Raw genomic sequence first — 13,436 nt, 5'->3', positions numbered from 1 at the left:
CTGCGCGTTACGTATGCATCTACACGGCAGGATGAGCGACATGGAACGCAAGCGGACTCGCACACTCAGGGCGGCAAACGCCGAAACTGTGCTTCTGCAGGGTCGTGTGGCACCGACGGCTCGGGAAGCGATCAAGGCTGCTGCCGACGAGAGCGGTGTCAGTCTTGCCTACTACCTGGAGAAGCTCATCCTCCAGCTCGACAGCGACGGCGGCCTGCCCGTCATCGCGCCTCCCCGACTGCAGGAGGAGACGCTTCCGATAGCCGTATAACGAAAGAACCCGCCGCATGTGCGGCGGGTTTCTCCCAAGTCTTTCGATCCGTCACGGACGCCAATCTCAGCGGATCGAATAGTTGAAGTACCGGACAAGCCGGGGCTTCGGTGCACCCACTCTGTGAGGAGGAGGTGATGTCATCATACGACGCGATTTCGCGAATTTCCAGTCTCTAACACCTTTCTCACGGCGTGTCGCGCCCGAGACTCGTGGTTTAGACGAGCTTGGCGCGCCTACGTGGGAAGTGTGGTTGGAGCCGGGGAGTGAGGCTTCCAGGGTTCTTGCTCGAGCATCGAGCTCGCAGGATGGAGCCCCCCGTTCGCATGACGACCAGGGTGTGCCGGGATTGTCGGTGGCGGATGCGTGGCGGTTGACGCGGGGGCTTGCTCGGCGGCCGTTCGTGCATCGGATGGTGGCGGAGGCGGACGGTGTTGTCCGCTCGAACCGGTACCCGGTGAACTATCCGGTGGCATCGCCTGTACCGCCGTCGACGCCGTGGTGTATCGACATCGCGGACGCGGACGGCCGGTTCTGGCTGGCACCGTTTGATCTCGATGCGAAACAACCGGAAGACTTCGAACAGGCGGTCGAAGACCTTGGCGTTCTTGTGCGGGTGCTGCGGGACGCGGGCGTCCCGTACGTGGTGTGTAAGTCGAGCCCGAAGCCTGAGGGTGGGTTCCACGTCTTCGTGCCGCTCGCCGGCGTGCAACTGTCGGTGATGGAAAAGCTCGCCGACGCGGCAAAGGCCGTCCTGCCGAGCCTGGACCACGGGCTGCTGCGCAACGCGTCCAAAGGCGCGATCCGCCCCCCGGGCGCCCCACACGCCGCCGGCGGCCAGTCCCTCGTGATGGAAGGGGACCCGAACACGCTCCTGTCCCCCACAGTCGCCGCCGGCGACCTCTTGCGCGTGATCGCTGCACTTCGACAGCTGCGCCCAGCCGTCGACCCCACCACACCCGTCGTCGACGCCAACTCATCAGCGGCACCCCTCACCCTCCGGACACATCGTCCATTGCCGACATGGGGCCAGCAGTTCATGGAGGCGCCAGGCGGTGGCCGCGACCCGTCACGAAACGGGTATATGTGCTTGCTAGCGGCCGCAGTCGCCGGATGGACCCTGCGGGATGTCACCCATGCTGCGAAGGCATATCCCGGCATGGAGCACTACCGCTCCCGGAACAATCCCTCCGGAGGCCCCCGTACTCCCCGCTCGAGGAAGGATATGGATTCCCGCCTCGAGCGGCAGTGGGCCAAAGCGCAGGAACGAGCACTGCTGTACCGGTACGCGCCGGCCGACACGGGCAGAGACCTCACTGTGTTGACCGGCCTCGTCGACGTCATCGCCGGCATGCTGACCGCATTCCGAGTTTCCCCCGGCCGATGGTCGGGGACCGAGCACGCGTTCACCGACAGCACCGTCCTGACGGGCTTGGCATGGCTGTCGTTGCGCTCGGGGAAGCGTGACGTCGACGCGGCCCTGCGCACGATCGCAGACACCACAGGAATCCCCTCGACCTCTGTGGACCGCTCCCTCATCCGCCTCCGAGCAGCCGGGTGGGTCGCCCGAGCACGAGAGAGCGACGGGCCGGATGCAGCCGTGTGGAGACTCCAAGACACGTTCTCCACACCCCCCGAACAAGTCGGGCCACACCACGAAATGACCGCCCGCCCCCCGGGCCAGGTCTATGACATGCGTGCGGTCCTTCTATCCGAGCTTGAAGACCGTGTGATTGCGGGTCGGCACGACGTCTTCACTCGTCGAGGGCTGGGACCAGCTGCGAGGCGCGTCTACGAGGCCCTGCGAACGGATCAGGCAGAAACACGAGTGGTGGCAGAACGGGCGGGGATCTCCCCCTCGCGTGTGGTTGCTGTGCTGCGGCGGCTGAAACGGCATCATCTCGCGTTCGTTCAGAAAGGCCTGTGGCGGCGACCTCTCCGCGATCAACGCCATGCCGCTGCACGTCGCCTCGGTACCGCAGGAATCTTGGCGGGGCGTGCGCTGCGCCATGAGCGGGAACGAGAGCAGTGGGCGTGGTGGCAGAACCACCTCACCCGAAAGGGCGGCCGGAAGGGGAAGAACCGGGCGGGCCCCGGCCAAACCCTCATCTTCCAACTCTCCGACGCACATGGCGGACCTGAGGCCTACCCCGCGTACCCGACACGTCCCGATGGACGTGCTGACCACCACATGGCCTGGCGGTACGTCGTAGCCGGGCTCCTGCAACACCTAAGGAACACGGAACTCGCGGCATAACCCCGTCTACCGGTCGTCCCGGTGATCGGCTCGGTGCAAGTCTGGCGCCCGCACCTGGATGGCAGTCCCACAACTGGTCGGATGGGCTAAGGGGCGTGCGAATCCGGATGCGATCGCGATACACCTGGACGTTGCTGGTTATCTCGATGAGCGCAAGCAGAGGTACCGATACGAGCGGGAGCGGTGGGGACAACTGCTCGAGGAGCTGCGGTGGATGCACCAGAGCATGAAGGAGCGGCGCCGACGTCCCTCCCGACCAGGAGCTACCGCTGTCCCGTTGTTTGAGGACGACGTCATCCCCCGCCGTCGACCGGCATACCCCCGCAAACCGGACCCGCGATGGGCCGGCGGGGCATTCGACCACACCACCGCGAGAGAGCTCATCGCTGCTCGCTCCGTCGCGTGAGCGAACCGTATCGGAGGTGTGGCAGGCGCGCTCGCTCGCGTTCCGTGGAAGCTCCAGCTCACTGGCGCAGGGCTCTTTGACACGTAGATGACGGTGTCGCCACTGCACTCTGGGACTGTTGTCGGGTACGTGCCTGTGGTGCTGCGAATCTTGTGTGGCGGGGCACGGTCGTTCGGGTGAGGTGCTTCGCAATGTGGGGCCCGGTCTCGTAGCCCGGCCCCATGGGTGTGTTCCCTGCCATCACCTGACAGGGAACACACCCGCTCCTCTCCCAGATCCGTCCCGACGACTCGGAAACAGTGCTCTTGCGTGCTGCGGGGGCGGGGAGGAACCTGGAATGTGGCGGTCACACTGGGGTGGTTCCGCCTCCCGACCGAATCACAGTGGAGCGATGTTCTCTAGCAGCGCTGGGGCCGCTGTGAGCTGGTCACGTGTGGGGTGTCCCGGTTGGCTCCTATCCCCTCTTTAGGAGCACCTCCCCTCAGACCGGGGCACCCCACTTCACCGACAGCAAGCATGCATACCGTCTGTGCCGCCCGGTCCGCGTCCTCAAGGGCCCGGGGACTTCGCGAGGTGACGCAGGCCGCTCAGCCCCAACGGTGTTCGGCTGAGGGGAGCTCCCCTGGTGCCACGCGTTCGTGCGATGACGCACCTCGCGCATAGGTGCCTCATGCAACACATCGAAAGTCATCATTCATCCCAGACGTCGAGCCGCACGTGTGTAGGTATGACGACACCACCACAGACACGAGCATCTCTGATTGGCCGAGCGGGACGGAGACATCGACTCCGGCGCGGCGTGTGGCGGCGCCGACTCTGGCACGGTGCTGGCGCGTTCCTTCTCCGAGTAGTGCTGCGTGCCGCCGCCAAGGACGGGTGGCGTTGGTTCCGCGACGAGCTCCTCCCGCTCCTCGCCGAAGCTGCAGCTGCATTGCCGCTCTGATTGGCCAGGTGCTGCACGGTGATGGTCGCCGTGCAGCACCCGACGACCTGCGGTCCTCACGAGAGGGGCACAGCCCCCTCGTACTCCCCCGCCGTGCGTTGCACGGTGATCGTGACCGGCTCCGCCGGCCCATGTGTTTGCCCCTTCGGGCGGCTGCGCCGCCGGGGTCGTTATTGTGCCGTGAAGCCTTCGGCATTGTCCGGTCGATCCCCCTGCACGCAAGCCCCACTGCGTGGGGCCCGCTCCGCCGAGAATCTGGGACGCGCTGCGCTTATTCCGCCCCAGATTCTCTCCCCCGCGGCCCTCCGGGTGGCATTCCGGGTGCTCTCCCTACCAAGACACTTCGTGCCTTCTCGGCCACAACAACGAGGGGGTAGGAAGAGAGAACATCATGACCACCACCAGCACCGTCGAACTGATCGAGGCACACCCGTCCCTGCTCCAGCTGGAGACGAACATTCGTACCGAGGCGGCTCTCGATGCCGGGTTCCTCGACGCGATCCGCGCCAACGGCGTCCTGACCCCCGTCCTCGGCCACCGCAACGACGACGGCACCGTGACCGTGCGTGCCGGGCAGCGCCGCGTGCTCGCCGCGCGTGAGGTCGGCCTCGAAACAGTCCCGGTCTACCTCGTCCCCGTGGATGCGGCAGGCGCCGAGGACGAGCGGATCATTCACCAGCTGGTCGAGAACGAGCACCGTGACTCAATGACAAACACCGACCGTCTCGCCGCATACAAGCAGCTCGAGCTGTCCGGGCTGAGTGTGACGGCGATCGCCAAGCGCACCGGCACCAAGCGCGAAACGGTCAAGACAACCCTCGCCGTTGCGGCCAACGCCACCGCGACCACCGCGATCAAGGAGCACCCTGTCACTCTCGACCAGGCCGCGGTCCTGATGGAGTTTGACGGTGACGACGAGGCCGTGGCACGGCTGATCCAGGTCGCCACCACGGACCCCGCCCAGTTCGACCACGCCACCCAGCGCGCCCGCGACGACCGCGCCCGCGCCCAGCAGCGCCAGGAGCTCGTCGACGGCCTCACCGCGAAGGGCATCACGATCCGCGAGAACCGTCCCGGGTACTACGACAAGACCCCCGTGGACGTGTCCGGGTACGCGACCTCGGACGGGGAGAAGATCACCGCCGACACCCTCGCCGGACTCGACGGGGCATCCGCGTACGTGAAGGTCTACTTCGGCGGCTCCATCGACGTGTCCCTGTACATCGAGGATCCCAAGGCGCACGGGTTCAAGAAGCGCACCGCATCGGGCGAGGCCCGGACGCCGATGACAGACGAACAGAGGGCCGAGCGCCGAGTGCTGATCGAGAACAACAAGCAGTGGGAAGCCGCCGAAACCGTCCGCCGGGAATGGCTGACCACGTTCCTGAGCCGCAAAACGCTCCCGAAGAACACCACGGCCGTGGTCGCGGAACTGCTCACGTCCGGCCGCTACCTCGTCGGCGACGCGATCAGCCACGGGAACACCCTGGCCGCTGACCTGCTCGGCGTCGACGGCACCACCGGGGCCGGGATCGACCGACTCCCGGACTACCTCACCGCGCACCCGACCAAGGCCGGACACGTGAACCTCACGATCGTCCTCGCCGGGATCGAAGCCCACACCGACCGGAACACGTGGCGATCCCCCCGGACCATCACCGCCCGCTACCTGCACATCCTCCAGGGCTGGGGATATGCCCTCTCCCCCGTCGAGAAGATCGCCGCAATGATCCACGACGACCAGGCCACGGAGACCGACGCTCCGGAGAGCTGATGTTGGGTGCCCCGCCTCACCCCTGAGGCGGGGCACCCCGACACCGGCACGGAGGCGGGGCACCCCGACACCGGCACGGAGGCCGGCGCCGCGGTGCTGACGGGCGCCGTCGACGGAGCGCCGGCACCCTCCCTGTTCGGACGGCGCCCGGCGCCCGGCGCCGCTCCCCCTGCGCGGCCTGGCGGCCGCGGGCGTTGTCTTCCCAAGGCGGTGTGGAGCTGCGCCACGATAGCTCCACTTCCGCCCCTGCGTGCCGGGCTTTCGCGGCATATCCTCACTCGCTGCGCTCCTTCCGGTATTCCACGGTCCCCGCTCTCCACGGCTCCAGCTGCGCTCTCTGAGCTCTCGCCCCACCCGCCACGGGAAAACAACGAGGAGAAGAGACCATGACCAGCACCACCACTCCCGCGCACACGCTCACCGTCGGGCAGATCCTGGAATCGATGTGGGGATACGACCAGACCAACGTCGACTTCTACGAGGTTGTGAAGGTCACACGCACCACGGTCGTCGTCCGCAAGCTCCGCACCGAGGCCGTCGAGCAGCGGGCTCACATGTCGTCCACGGTGACGCCGAAGCCCGAGGACTACGCGGGTGAGCCATTCCGCCGGAAGGTCATCACCTACGGTTGCTCCCCCTTCATCCAGATCGAGTCATACGCCAACGCCTACCCCTGGAACGGCGCACCCCGCACCGCCAGCCACTACGCCTAACCCCGAAAGGACACACCATGATCAGTAACCCCGAGCTCGCGAAGTTCGGCGCGGCCGTCGCCGCGATCGTCACCTTCTACTCCGGCTCCTTCGCCGACGTCACGCAGCGGATCTGCGATGCCGCCCCCGCAGGTCTCGACCTCGACGACCGCGACCAGGCGCGCGAGCTCTGCGCGCACTACGGCTTCGACCCCGTCGCCCTCGGAGACACCGTGTGCGTCCTGTTCGACCAGCCCGCCACCGGTGACCGCTCCGACGTCCGCGCGGCGGTGGTGAAGTGGCACGACGCCCGGCATCTCGGCGATGGTGAGGTGGACGAGCACGAAGCCGCATCCGCGCTCATCGACCAGCTACTCGGATACGCGGGAATCCACCTCACCACCTGAACACCTCGTGTGGTGCCTTCGGGCACCACACCCGGACCGGGCCGGCGACGGAACGCCGCCCCGGTCGACGGGCAGCCACGGAGGGCTGCCCTCCCAGCCGACTGCCTCCGGCAGCCCCTCTGGTCATGTCCGCGGCCTGCGGCAGCAGACATTGTTTTCCCAAGGCGGCGTGGGTGCTGCGCCACGATAGCTCCGCTCTATCTCTGCGTGCGCCGGGTCCGCTCCTTAATGCTCCCTCGTCGCTCCGCTCCTTAGTCCGCTTACCGCTCCCCCAACGCACTCCGCTCTGCCGCTGCGTTCTCTGAGCTTTCGCCCCACCCGCCAGGGGAAAACAACGAGAGGGAAGAGAGATACCCACATGGCCATTCACGAACTCACCATCGGCATGTACGCACGCACCCCCGACACCTTCGCCGCCGCCTACGACGACGGCACCACCGGCCCCCACCGCTCCCGCCGCGAAGACGCCGAACGCGACTACACCGAAGCCAACACCGCCACCGGCGACATCCGCCGTGCGATCGAGCATTACCGCCTCCACTCAGACGTGTTCCGCCCCTGGTCGGAGATTCACGTCGACTTCCGCAGCAACTACCTCGGCCGCCGCCACGTACTCGCCCTCGACACCCGCACCGGCGGAACAGTCCTCGCCCCCTGGCTCGGACCCGACGCACTCCCCCAGACCCAGACACGTGGCGGGGCCACCATCGCCACGTCGAGCGGCGTCGTCATCGCGCAGACCGCACACCGCACCCTCACCTACTGACCTGAGACCCACACCATGAGCCTCGAAGCCACCCGCGCCGCCTACCAGCGATTCCCCCACCACACCCTCACCATCCCCGACGACGACCGCGACCGCTGCCGGGCAGCAGCCGAAGCCTTCCGCACAGCCGTACAGTTCGGCGTGCTCATGTCGCTCGGCGCAACCGACCTCACCACCATCGCCGGAGCCCACCAGCTCGGCGGCCTCCTCTTCACCGCCCGCATCCTCCCCCTCCGCGACGGCACCCGCCGCGAACGCCCCGCACGCATGGGCATCATGATCAGCCACACCCCCGCCGACGAAATCGACATCCACGTCCTCGAATATGCCCGCGGAACCGACCACACCCACCTCACCGGCATCTACATCGACCAACTCAACCCCGCACTCCTCGCCCTCGACTACGACGGCCCCACCCCACTCAACCCCCGCTACTGGCCCTAACCCACCCTCAGCGCCGACCCCCAACGTCGGCGCTGAGGGGACACCCCTCAGACTCCCCTGATATCGGATTGAACGCATCCCGAAAGCTTCTGCTACTGTTCTGATATCAGTATGGACATGATATTGATATGGCATTGCTGCCGATATGACAGTGATACTGCTATGTATCTGTCCTCAATCCGATGTGCGATCAACCCGCGTCGATACCAGCATCAACCCGATATCACCATCAAACTAATATCAACCAACTATCAGGAGACTTCATGATCATCCTCGTCGGAAGCCAGAAAGGCGGTGTGGGGAAGTCCACGATCGTGGTCAACCTCGCCGTCGAACTTCGATACCGCGGCTACGATGTCTGCATGGTCGACGCCGACTCCCAGCGGTCCGCGGCCAAATGGCATGCAGACCGCGTCGAGCAGAAGCGCGATCCGGAGATCGCCTGCGTCGAGAAGCTGGGAAACATCCACTCGACGCTCGTCGACCTCGATACCCGCTACGACATTGTTCTCGTCGACGTCGCGGGCAAAGACAGCAAGGAGATGCGAACCGGCATGGTCGCCGCGGACAAGCTGCTCGCGCTCAGCCAGCCCAGCCAGTTCGACCTCGACACATTCGAGCACCTCCACAACGTCATCGAACAGGCGCTCGACCTGAACCCAAACCTTGAAGTGCGGGGGCTCCTCACGCGCGCATCCTCTAACCGCCGCGTCACCGAAAGCCAGGACGCAGGGGAGTACCTCGCTGACTTCCCCCTCATCAAACCCTTCAAGACGATCATTCACGACCGCAAGGCGTATCGAGATGTCATCCCAGAAGGCCTTGGCGTCGTCGAATGGAGCAACGGAGCGGCACGCGCGGAAATCCGCGCACTCGCGGCGGAGGTAATGGACTGATGGCAATCAAGCGACGTGAACGCAACGCCGTCGACAGCGCGGCAATCGACACCTTCGGCGAGGCCGCAGATGCCCCCGTCGAATCGCCGAGGCCTGTAACGGTGCAGCGCGAGACCACCCCAGCCGACTCCGCCACTAGCGCTGCGACTGCAGCAGAGGATTCCAGCGACCACCGCCTCACACAGGCGGTCACGGCGCCCTCCACGCCCAGGTCGGCCACAGTGCGAGCCAACGAATGGCCTGATGACGTCTCAAAGACGTTCCTGCTGAGGTACCCAGACCCCAGCATCCCGCTCGAGATCAACGAACTGTCTGAGCTGGTCGGACGTAACAAACACCAGACCACCCTCCTTGCACTTCGTCGCGGGATTGATGTCCTGCGCAGGGAAGCCGAAGAGCTTGGAGACCGCGCGGAACTCCTCAAGTAGAGACCGGTCGACGCGCAAGTACAGCGGGGGAGCGGTTGGCTGGTTGCCGTCGGTGCTCGCGCGTAGGCTTGGTTCCTCTCGGCCGGAGGAAGGAACAGCCGGCAATGGGGAACCCAGGAGCGCGCCTGTCTGCGTACAACGACATGCGCTCACAGCATCAGTCGATCCTCGCGGCCGCGAAACACGGGCCGCTGCAGTCGCTCACTGATCGCGAACTCGCGGTGCGCGAGCAACCCATGACGACCTACCCGCGGCCGCGCCGCGTACGCGCGTGGGTGAGGTTCGGGGGAGAGGCCGTACGAGTCGATGCGAAGCTTGTCCGCTCGACGCCCACCGCTGCCGGTGTCGAGTTCCGCGCCGAGCAGCAAACGTTCCGATGCTGGGTCTGGGGAAACGCCGTCGAGCTCGTCGACGACGCCTCGCCCGCGAACTGAGAGCCCAGGGGAGGGCGCGCGTTCCAGCGTGGCGGGCGGGGGCGACCCCCTCGCGATCCCCCCGAGAGCCGCGCACCCGCGTCAGGCGACCCCCCTGACACACCTGTGGACAGCGGGAGCTATCGCTCGGGCTCGTCCTGCCCACAAGGTGGACAGCGGGACCCCAACCCCAAGCCGGACCACAGGGTGCCCCCCGACCGGACACCGAGCGTCGACCGCTCGCGCGCCCAGTGGACCGCCTCAACCCAGCCCCGATCGTTCAACGCCACCCCGCGCCCATCACCAAGCCCGAGTGCGGGTGACGGCAGCGACAGATCACCACTCCTGGCTGAGTACGGCGGAGTCGGCCTGACTGTGGGATCCGTCACCGAGCCTCCCTCACGACCCCACACCCTGAGAAACGTTCGCCCTGATGCAGATCCCGCCATCCTGAAACGCACTAACGGGCACCCGTTCCCGCGCTGCGCCACGGGGATTCCCAGCCCACTCAGCACCCAGCGGCCCCGGCGCTAACGGTTCAGAAAACACCAGACCAGAACGCAAAAACACCTTGATTTGAGAGGGCGAATCCGGGTAGAATTGGAGTACGGAAACCACATATAGCCAGGGAAAACATCATGAGCATCACGGTCTACACAAAGCCCAGCTGCGTTCAGTGCAACGCCACCTACCGGGCCCTCGACGCCGAAGGCATCACCTACGAGATCCGTGATCTCACCGAAGATCCCACCGCGCTCGAGCAGGTCAAATCCCTCGGCTACCTCCAGGCGCCAGTTGTCATCGCGGGGGAGGACCACTGGGCGGGCTTCCGTCCCGACAAGATTTCCGAGCTCGCCGCCCGTCTGGGCTGAGCCCCGATCATGAACACCGCAACCACTGCGCCGGCTCCCCTCGTCGAACGGCCACACATCTCCTGGGTCACCTACGAGTACATGCGCCAGAAGATCGCCGAGCTCGAAGCCAGCAACGCGCAGCTGCAGGCCGACGTGACCTTCTGGGAACAGCAGACCAACGACTGGTACATGAAGGCCACCTACACCGACCTCGAGCGACAACTCATGTACCGCCGGCGCTCCCGCGGCGCCAACGAACTCACCGGCGAATGGACACCCGCCGAACAACAAAGCGCCGCCGCATGAACCCGCCCACCAACCACGAGATCCGGAGAGAGCAATGATTGACATGAAGCATGCAGAGCACGTGACGGTGTCGGAGACATGGCCGTTGGACTGCCTCGAAGGCGACTGCGAGCACCGCGACGGGAACGGCGAGCCCGAAGGCTTGGACGACTGCCCGCCCTCGCCTATGGAGGTCTGCGTCGACTGCATGGAAGGCGAAGGCCGAGGCCGCGACCCCGAGCAGTGGGATGACGCCCCGCTCGAGGTGTGGCCCCATCTCGGCTCTGAGGGTTCGGAAACCCTGGCAGATGCCAAGTTTCGGAGATCGCCCTTATGACCCGCGTGCGCCCCGCCCGAGCAAATGTCGAGATTCGGAGAACGTCATGACCGCAGATCAAACGCGAGTTGTGGTCACTGACGTGTTGGGGGAGACCGTCACGATTCGGCGGCGGGCGAGCGACGGGATGGTGTGGCTCTGTGCGCCGCAGGGCGTGGCGCTCGATACTGACGAGGCGTGGCAAGTTGCTCGGGCCATGATCGCGGATGTCGAAGAGCCGGGGACAGCCTTGATCGATCAACGGGCAGAGGCGCCCGTATCGCTCACGGGATTCCCGATCGTCGAGACGCGTCGGGCGCTCGAATTCATCGACCAAACCGTCTACGCGAACGACGACAACCGCCCCGACCTGAAGTGGACGAACGCAGAGGTCATGGAACTTCTGGGGATGATCCGCAGCCTGATCGACGGCACCCCCGCCGTGGACGTCGAGAGCAGGAGCCACGATGCCTGAGCGGACGATTGCCCGCGGGGGAGTGGCGGCCCTCCTGGCGGTCCTCGCCCTCACCGGCTGCACGCCGACCGTGGCGACGCCGGCGGCTGAGCCTGTCGCGTCGACGGCCGAGGTCGTCGCGGTCGTCGACGGCGACACCATCGACGTCACCCTGGACGAGAGGACCGTTCGGGTGCGGCTGATCGGGATCGATACCCCGGAGATCGGCCGCGGGGGAGAGGTCAGTGACTGCTACGCGGACGAGGCCCGCACATTCCTTGACGAGATGCTCTACGGGCAGGAAGTCGAACTCGTGACCGACCCCTCTCAGGCAGACGTCGACAAGTACGGTCGCCTTCTCCGGCACGTGCTCATCGACACGCGCAGCGCCTCCGAACTGGCGATCACCGCCGGTGCTGGCTACGAGTACACGTACGACGCCCCGTACATCAACCAGGACGTGAACCAGGCTGCCGAGCGGGACGCGGAAGCGGCCGGTGCCGGCCTCTGGAGCGCCTGCCCCGGGTAGACGATCGACACGTTCAAGTCCGGCGGTGCCGATGTTTGGTAAGCGCGAGCGGTCCCGACCGGCGACGGTCACCAGGGGGCGGCTCGCCGACTGGTTTTCCGCGGACCCCGGATGGGAACGGGTGCGGGCTCAAACTCCTCGGAACCTGGGCTAACTCTGGCGGCGTCCGTCACGACTACCTGGTGAAGGGGCAGCATCCTGCTCGCCTCACTGATCCACGGCGAATGACATGTGCAGCTTCTGCAACACCCCGTCCGACAGTCTCACCACCGGTAGCGATGGACGAACCGCCACCTGCCCGGACTGCCTCTTGTCGGCCGATGCCTGTTGACCTGCATCCGGCCACGCTGCGCGAGCCCGCAGCCGGCGTGGCGGGGCCGCCGGCAGGTGACGCGCTCACCGAATGGCAGCGTGTCACCTGCCGGCGTGATCGCCCTCGGATACGACGGAGATCCCGACGACGAATTCGCGATCGTCACCTGGCACCTCGAGCTACTCGGCCACGTGCGCGCCGGCATCGCCAGATTGGGACCGCCGACGTAACCCGTCACGCGGGTGCTGAAGACACCTTTGGGCCTTCAACACCCCCGTGCGTGAGTCAGATCAGCATCGACGAGTTCGGCTTACCCGAAGCCAACAGGCTCGTCTCCCGGAGAGTTTCGACAATACCCCTTGTCCACTCCTTTCGACAAGGGGTATTGTCGTGGACATGGCGATCGTTGGCACCAGTTTCGAACCTCCGATGTGGGATCTGCTCTGGGAGCTCGCTGCCCTTCCTGACGCACTCCGCGAGCAATGGCGGGCCGTCATGATGTATCGGACCAAACTGCCCGATGACGCGGAGATCCTCGCCGCCTACGGCTGGACGCCCGCGGACGTGCTTGCCGCGCGGACGGATCCCTCCCTCTATTGGCCGGATATGCACGAGAAGTGGTCGATGCGTCTGGACGACGACCTGGTCTCGGGTGAAGATGCGGGGCGACGTCGCGCTGCGCTCATGGCGCTGGCAGAGGAAACGGCGCGGTACCACGACAGTCAAGCAGGTCTCGCGCGCGAGGTCCGCACGCAGTACATGCTCGACCTCACCCAGCGCCTGCCGAAAAGGCAGCGCTGGTCTCACGAAAAGGTCGGTCTTGTGCTGAGCCTCACCAAGCAGAGGGTCCAGCAGATCCTCCGGAACGTCGGGGAGCACACCCGCAATCCGAATCAGTCGGTGGAACTCATCCCGGGCCAGGGGCCCGCGGCCATCGAGGCTGTGACAGAGGCGCGTCTTCGCAAGCTCTCCCGACTCTTCGGCCCTC

Annotated in this window: 16 protein-coding genes; all 16 read left to right on the top strand. The window is 66.0% G+C overall.

The window, feature by feature from the left end; all coding sequences use genetic code 11:
* Positions 1 to 40 precede the first annotated feature (40 nt).
* Positions 41 to 271, top strand: a complete 231-nt coding sequence (locus AC6CHX_RS19210) for a hypothetical protein (protein ID WP_498274244.1) — start codon at positions 41 to 43, stop codon at positions 269 to 271.
* Positions 272 to 683: 412 nt separating this feature from the next.
* The gene (locus AC6CHX_RS19205; RefSeq protein WP_498274242.1) at positions 684 to 2,528 is read left to right on the top strand and encodes a helix-turn-helix domain-containing protein; all 1,845 of its coding nucleotides are present in this window, start codon (positions 684 to 686) and stop codon (positions 2,526 to 2,528) included.
* A gap of 1,740 nt (positions 2,529 to 4,268) precedes the next feature.
* Complete coding sequence (locus AC6CHX_RS19200; RefSeq protein WP_498274240.1) at positions 4,269 to 5,651, top strand: ParB/RepB/Spo0J family partition protein; 1,383 nt, start codon at positions 4,269 to 4,271, stop codon at positions 5,649 to 5,651.
* A gap of 386 nt (positions 5,652 to 6,037) precedes the next feature.
* Positions 6,038 to 6,364 (top strand): hypothetical protein, encoded by a 327-nt coding sequence (locus tag AC6CHX_RS19195; protein WP_498274238.1) that lies wholly within the window; start codon positions 6,038 to 6,040, stop codon positions 6,362 to 6,364.
* A 17-nt stretch (positions 6,365 to 6,381) separates the two neighbouring features.
* On the top strand, positions 6,382 to 6,750 hold the full coding sequence (locus tag AC6CHX_RS19190; RefSeq protein WP_498274236.1) for a hypothetical protein: 369 nt from the start codon (positions 6,382 to 6,384) through the stop codon (positions 6,748 to 6,750).
* Between the two features lie 358 nt (positions 6,751 to 7,108).
* Positions 7,109 to 7,516 carry a hypothetical protein gene (locus tag AC6CHX_RS19185; protein ID WP_498274234.1) on the top strand — a complete coding sequence of 136 codons (408 nt, stop codon included), beginning with the start codon at positions 7,109 to 7,111 and terminating at the stop codon, positions 7,514 to 7,516.
* Between the two features lie 15 nt (positions 7,517 to 7,531).
* The gene (locus tag AC6CHX_RS19180) at positions 7,532 to 7,960 is read left to right on the top strand and encodes a hypothetical protein (protein WP_498274232.1); all 429 of its coding nucleotides are present in this window, start codon (positions 7,532 to 7,534) and stop codon (positions 7,958 to 7,960) included.
* Between the two features lie 263 nt (positions 7,961 to 8,223).
* The gene (locus AC6CHX_RS19175; protein WP_498274230.1) at positions 8,224 to 8,856 is read left to right on the top strand and encodes an AAA family ATPase; all 633 of its coding nucleotides are present in this window, start codon (positions 8,224 to 8,226) and stop codon (positions 8,854 to 8,856) included.
* Entirely contained in the window at positions 8,856 to 9,284 is a 429-nt protein-coding gene (locus tag AC6CHX_RS19170; protein WP_498274228.1) for a hypothetical protein, read from the top strand. Before AC6CHX_RS19175 ends, AC6CHX_RS19170 begins: the two co-directional genes overlap by 1 nt.
* Before the next feature lie 104 nt (positions 9,285 to 9,388).
* Entirely contained in the window at positions 9,389 to 9,718 is a 330-nt protein-coding gene (locus AC6CHX_RS19165; RefSeq protein ID WP_498274226.1) for a hypothetical protein, read from the top strand.
* Positions 9,719 to 10,335: 617 nt separating this feature from the next.
* On the top strand, positions 10,336 to 10,569 hold the full coding sequence (gene nrdH, locus AC6CHX_RS19160) for a glutaredoxin-like protein NrdH (RefSeq protein WP_498274224.1): 234 nt from the start codon (positions 10,336 to 10,338) through the stop codon (positions 10,567 to 10,569).
* A 9-nt stretch (positions 10,570 to 10,578) separates the two neighbouring features.
* On the top strand, positions 10,579 to 10,857 hold the full coding sequence (locus tag AC6CHX_RS19155) for a hypothetical protein (RefSeq protein ID WP_498274222.1): 279 nt from the start codon (positions 10,579 to 10,581) through the stop codon (positions 10,855 to 10,857).
* Positions 10,858 to 11,144: 287 nt separating this feature from the next.
* Complete coding sequence (locus tag AC6CHX_RS19150) at positions 11,145 to 11,627, top strand: hypothetical protein (protein ID WP_498274220.1); 483 nt, start codon at positions 11,145 to 11,147, stop codon at positions 11,625 to 11,627.
* Positions 11,620 to 12,135, top strand: a complete 516-nt coding sequence (locus tag AC6CHX_RS19145; protein ID WP_498274218.1) for a thermonuclease family protein — start codon at positions 11,620 to 11,622, stop codon at positions 12,133 to 12,135. The genes AC6CHX_RS19150 and AC6CHX_RS19145 overlap by 8 nt, the downstream gene beginning before the upstream one ends.
* A 411-nt stretch (positions 12,136 to 12,546) precedes the next feature.
* The gene (locus tag AC6CHX_RS19140; RefSeq protein WP_498274216.1) at positions 12,547 to 12,678 is read left to right on the top strand and encodes a hypothetical protein; all 132 of its coding nucleotides are present in this window, start codon (positions 12,547 to 12,549) and stop codon (positions 12,676 to 12,678) included.
* Positions 12,679 to 12,838: 160 nt separating this feature from the next.
* Positions 12,839 to 13,436, top strand: a 598-nt coding sequence (locus AC6CHX_RS19135) for a hypothetical protein (protein WP_498274214.1), incomplete at its 3' end; no start/stop codon positions are given.

The sequence above is a fragment of the Microbacterium sp. GQ128 genome (assembly GCF_059758615.1).
This window is presented reverse-complemented; position numbering and strand designations above follow the sequence as displayed.

Excerpts from the sequence above, each read along its gene's own strand:
- AC6CHX_RS19210 (WP_498274244.1), top strand. The coding sequence starts at position 41 with ATGGAACGCAAGCGGACTCGCACACTCAGGGCGGCAAACGCCGAAACT.
- AC6CHX_RS19205 (WP_498274242.1), top strand. The coding sequence starts at position 684 with ATGGTGGCGGAGGCGGACGGTGTTGTCCGCTCGAACCGGTACCCGGTG.
- AC6CHX_RS19200 (WP_498274240.1), top strand. The coding sequence starts at position 4,269 with ATGACCACCACCAGCACCGTCGAACTGATCGAGGCACACCCGTCCCTG.
- AC6CHX_RS19195 (WP_498274238.1), top strand. The coding sequence starts at position 6,038 with ATGACCAGCACCACCACTCCCGCGCACACGCTCACCGTCGGGCAGATC.
- AC6CHX_RS19190 (WP_498274236.1), top strand. The coding sequence starts at position 6,382 with ATGATCAGTAACCCCGAGCTCGCGAAGTTCGGCGCGGCCGTCGCCGCG.
- AC6CHX_RS19185 (WP_498274234.1), top strand. The coding sequence starts at position 7,109 with ATGGCCATTCACGAACTCACCATCGGCATGTACGCACGCACCCCCGAC.
- AC6CHX_RS19180 (WP_498274232.1), top strand. The coding sequence starts at position 7,532 with ATGAGCCTCGAAGCCACCCGCGCCGCCTACCAGCGATTCCCCCACCAC.
- AC6CHX_RS19175 (WP_498274230.1), top strand. The coding sequence starts at position 8,224 with ATGATCATCCTCGTCGGAAGCCAGAAAGGCGGTGTGGGGAAGTCCACG.
- AC6CHX_RS19170 (WP_498274228.1), top strand. The coding sequence starts at position 8,856 with ATGGCAATCAAGCGACGTGAACGCAACGCCGTCGACAGCGCGGCAATC.
- AC6CHX_RS19165 (WP_498274226.1), top strand. The coding sequence starts at position 9,389 with ATGGGGAACCCAGGAGCGCGCCTGTCTGCGTACAACGACATGCGCTCA.
- nrdH (WP_498274224.1), top strand. The coding sequence starts at position 10,336 with ATGAGCATCACGGTCTACACAAAGCCCAGCTGCGTTCAGTGCAACGCC.
- AC6CHX_RS19155 (WP_498274222.1), top strand. The coding sequence starts at position 10,579 with ATGAACACCGCAACCACTGCGCCGGCTCCCCTCGTCGAACGGCCACAC.
- AC6CHX_RS19150 (WP_498274220.1), top strand. The coding sequence starts at position 11,145 with ATGCCAAGTTTCGGAGATCGCCCTTATGACCCGCGTGCGCCCCGCCCG.
- AC6CHX_RS19145 (WP_498274218.1), top strand. The coding sequence starts at position 11,620 with ATGCCTGAGCGGACGATTGCCCGCGGGGGAGTGGCGGCCCTCCTGGCG.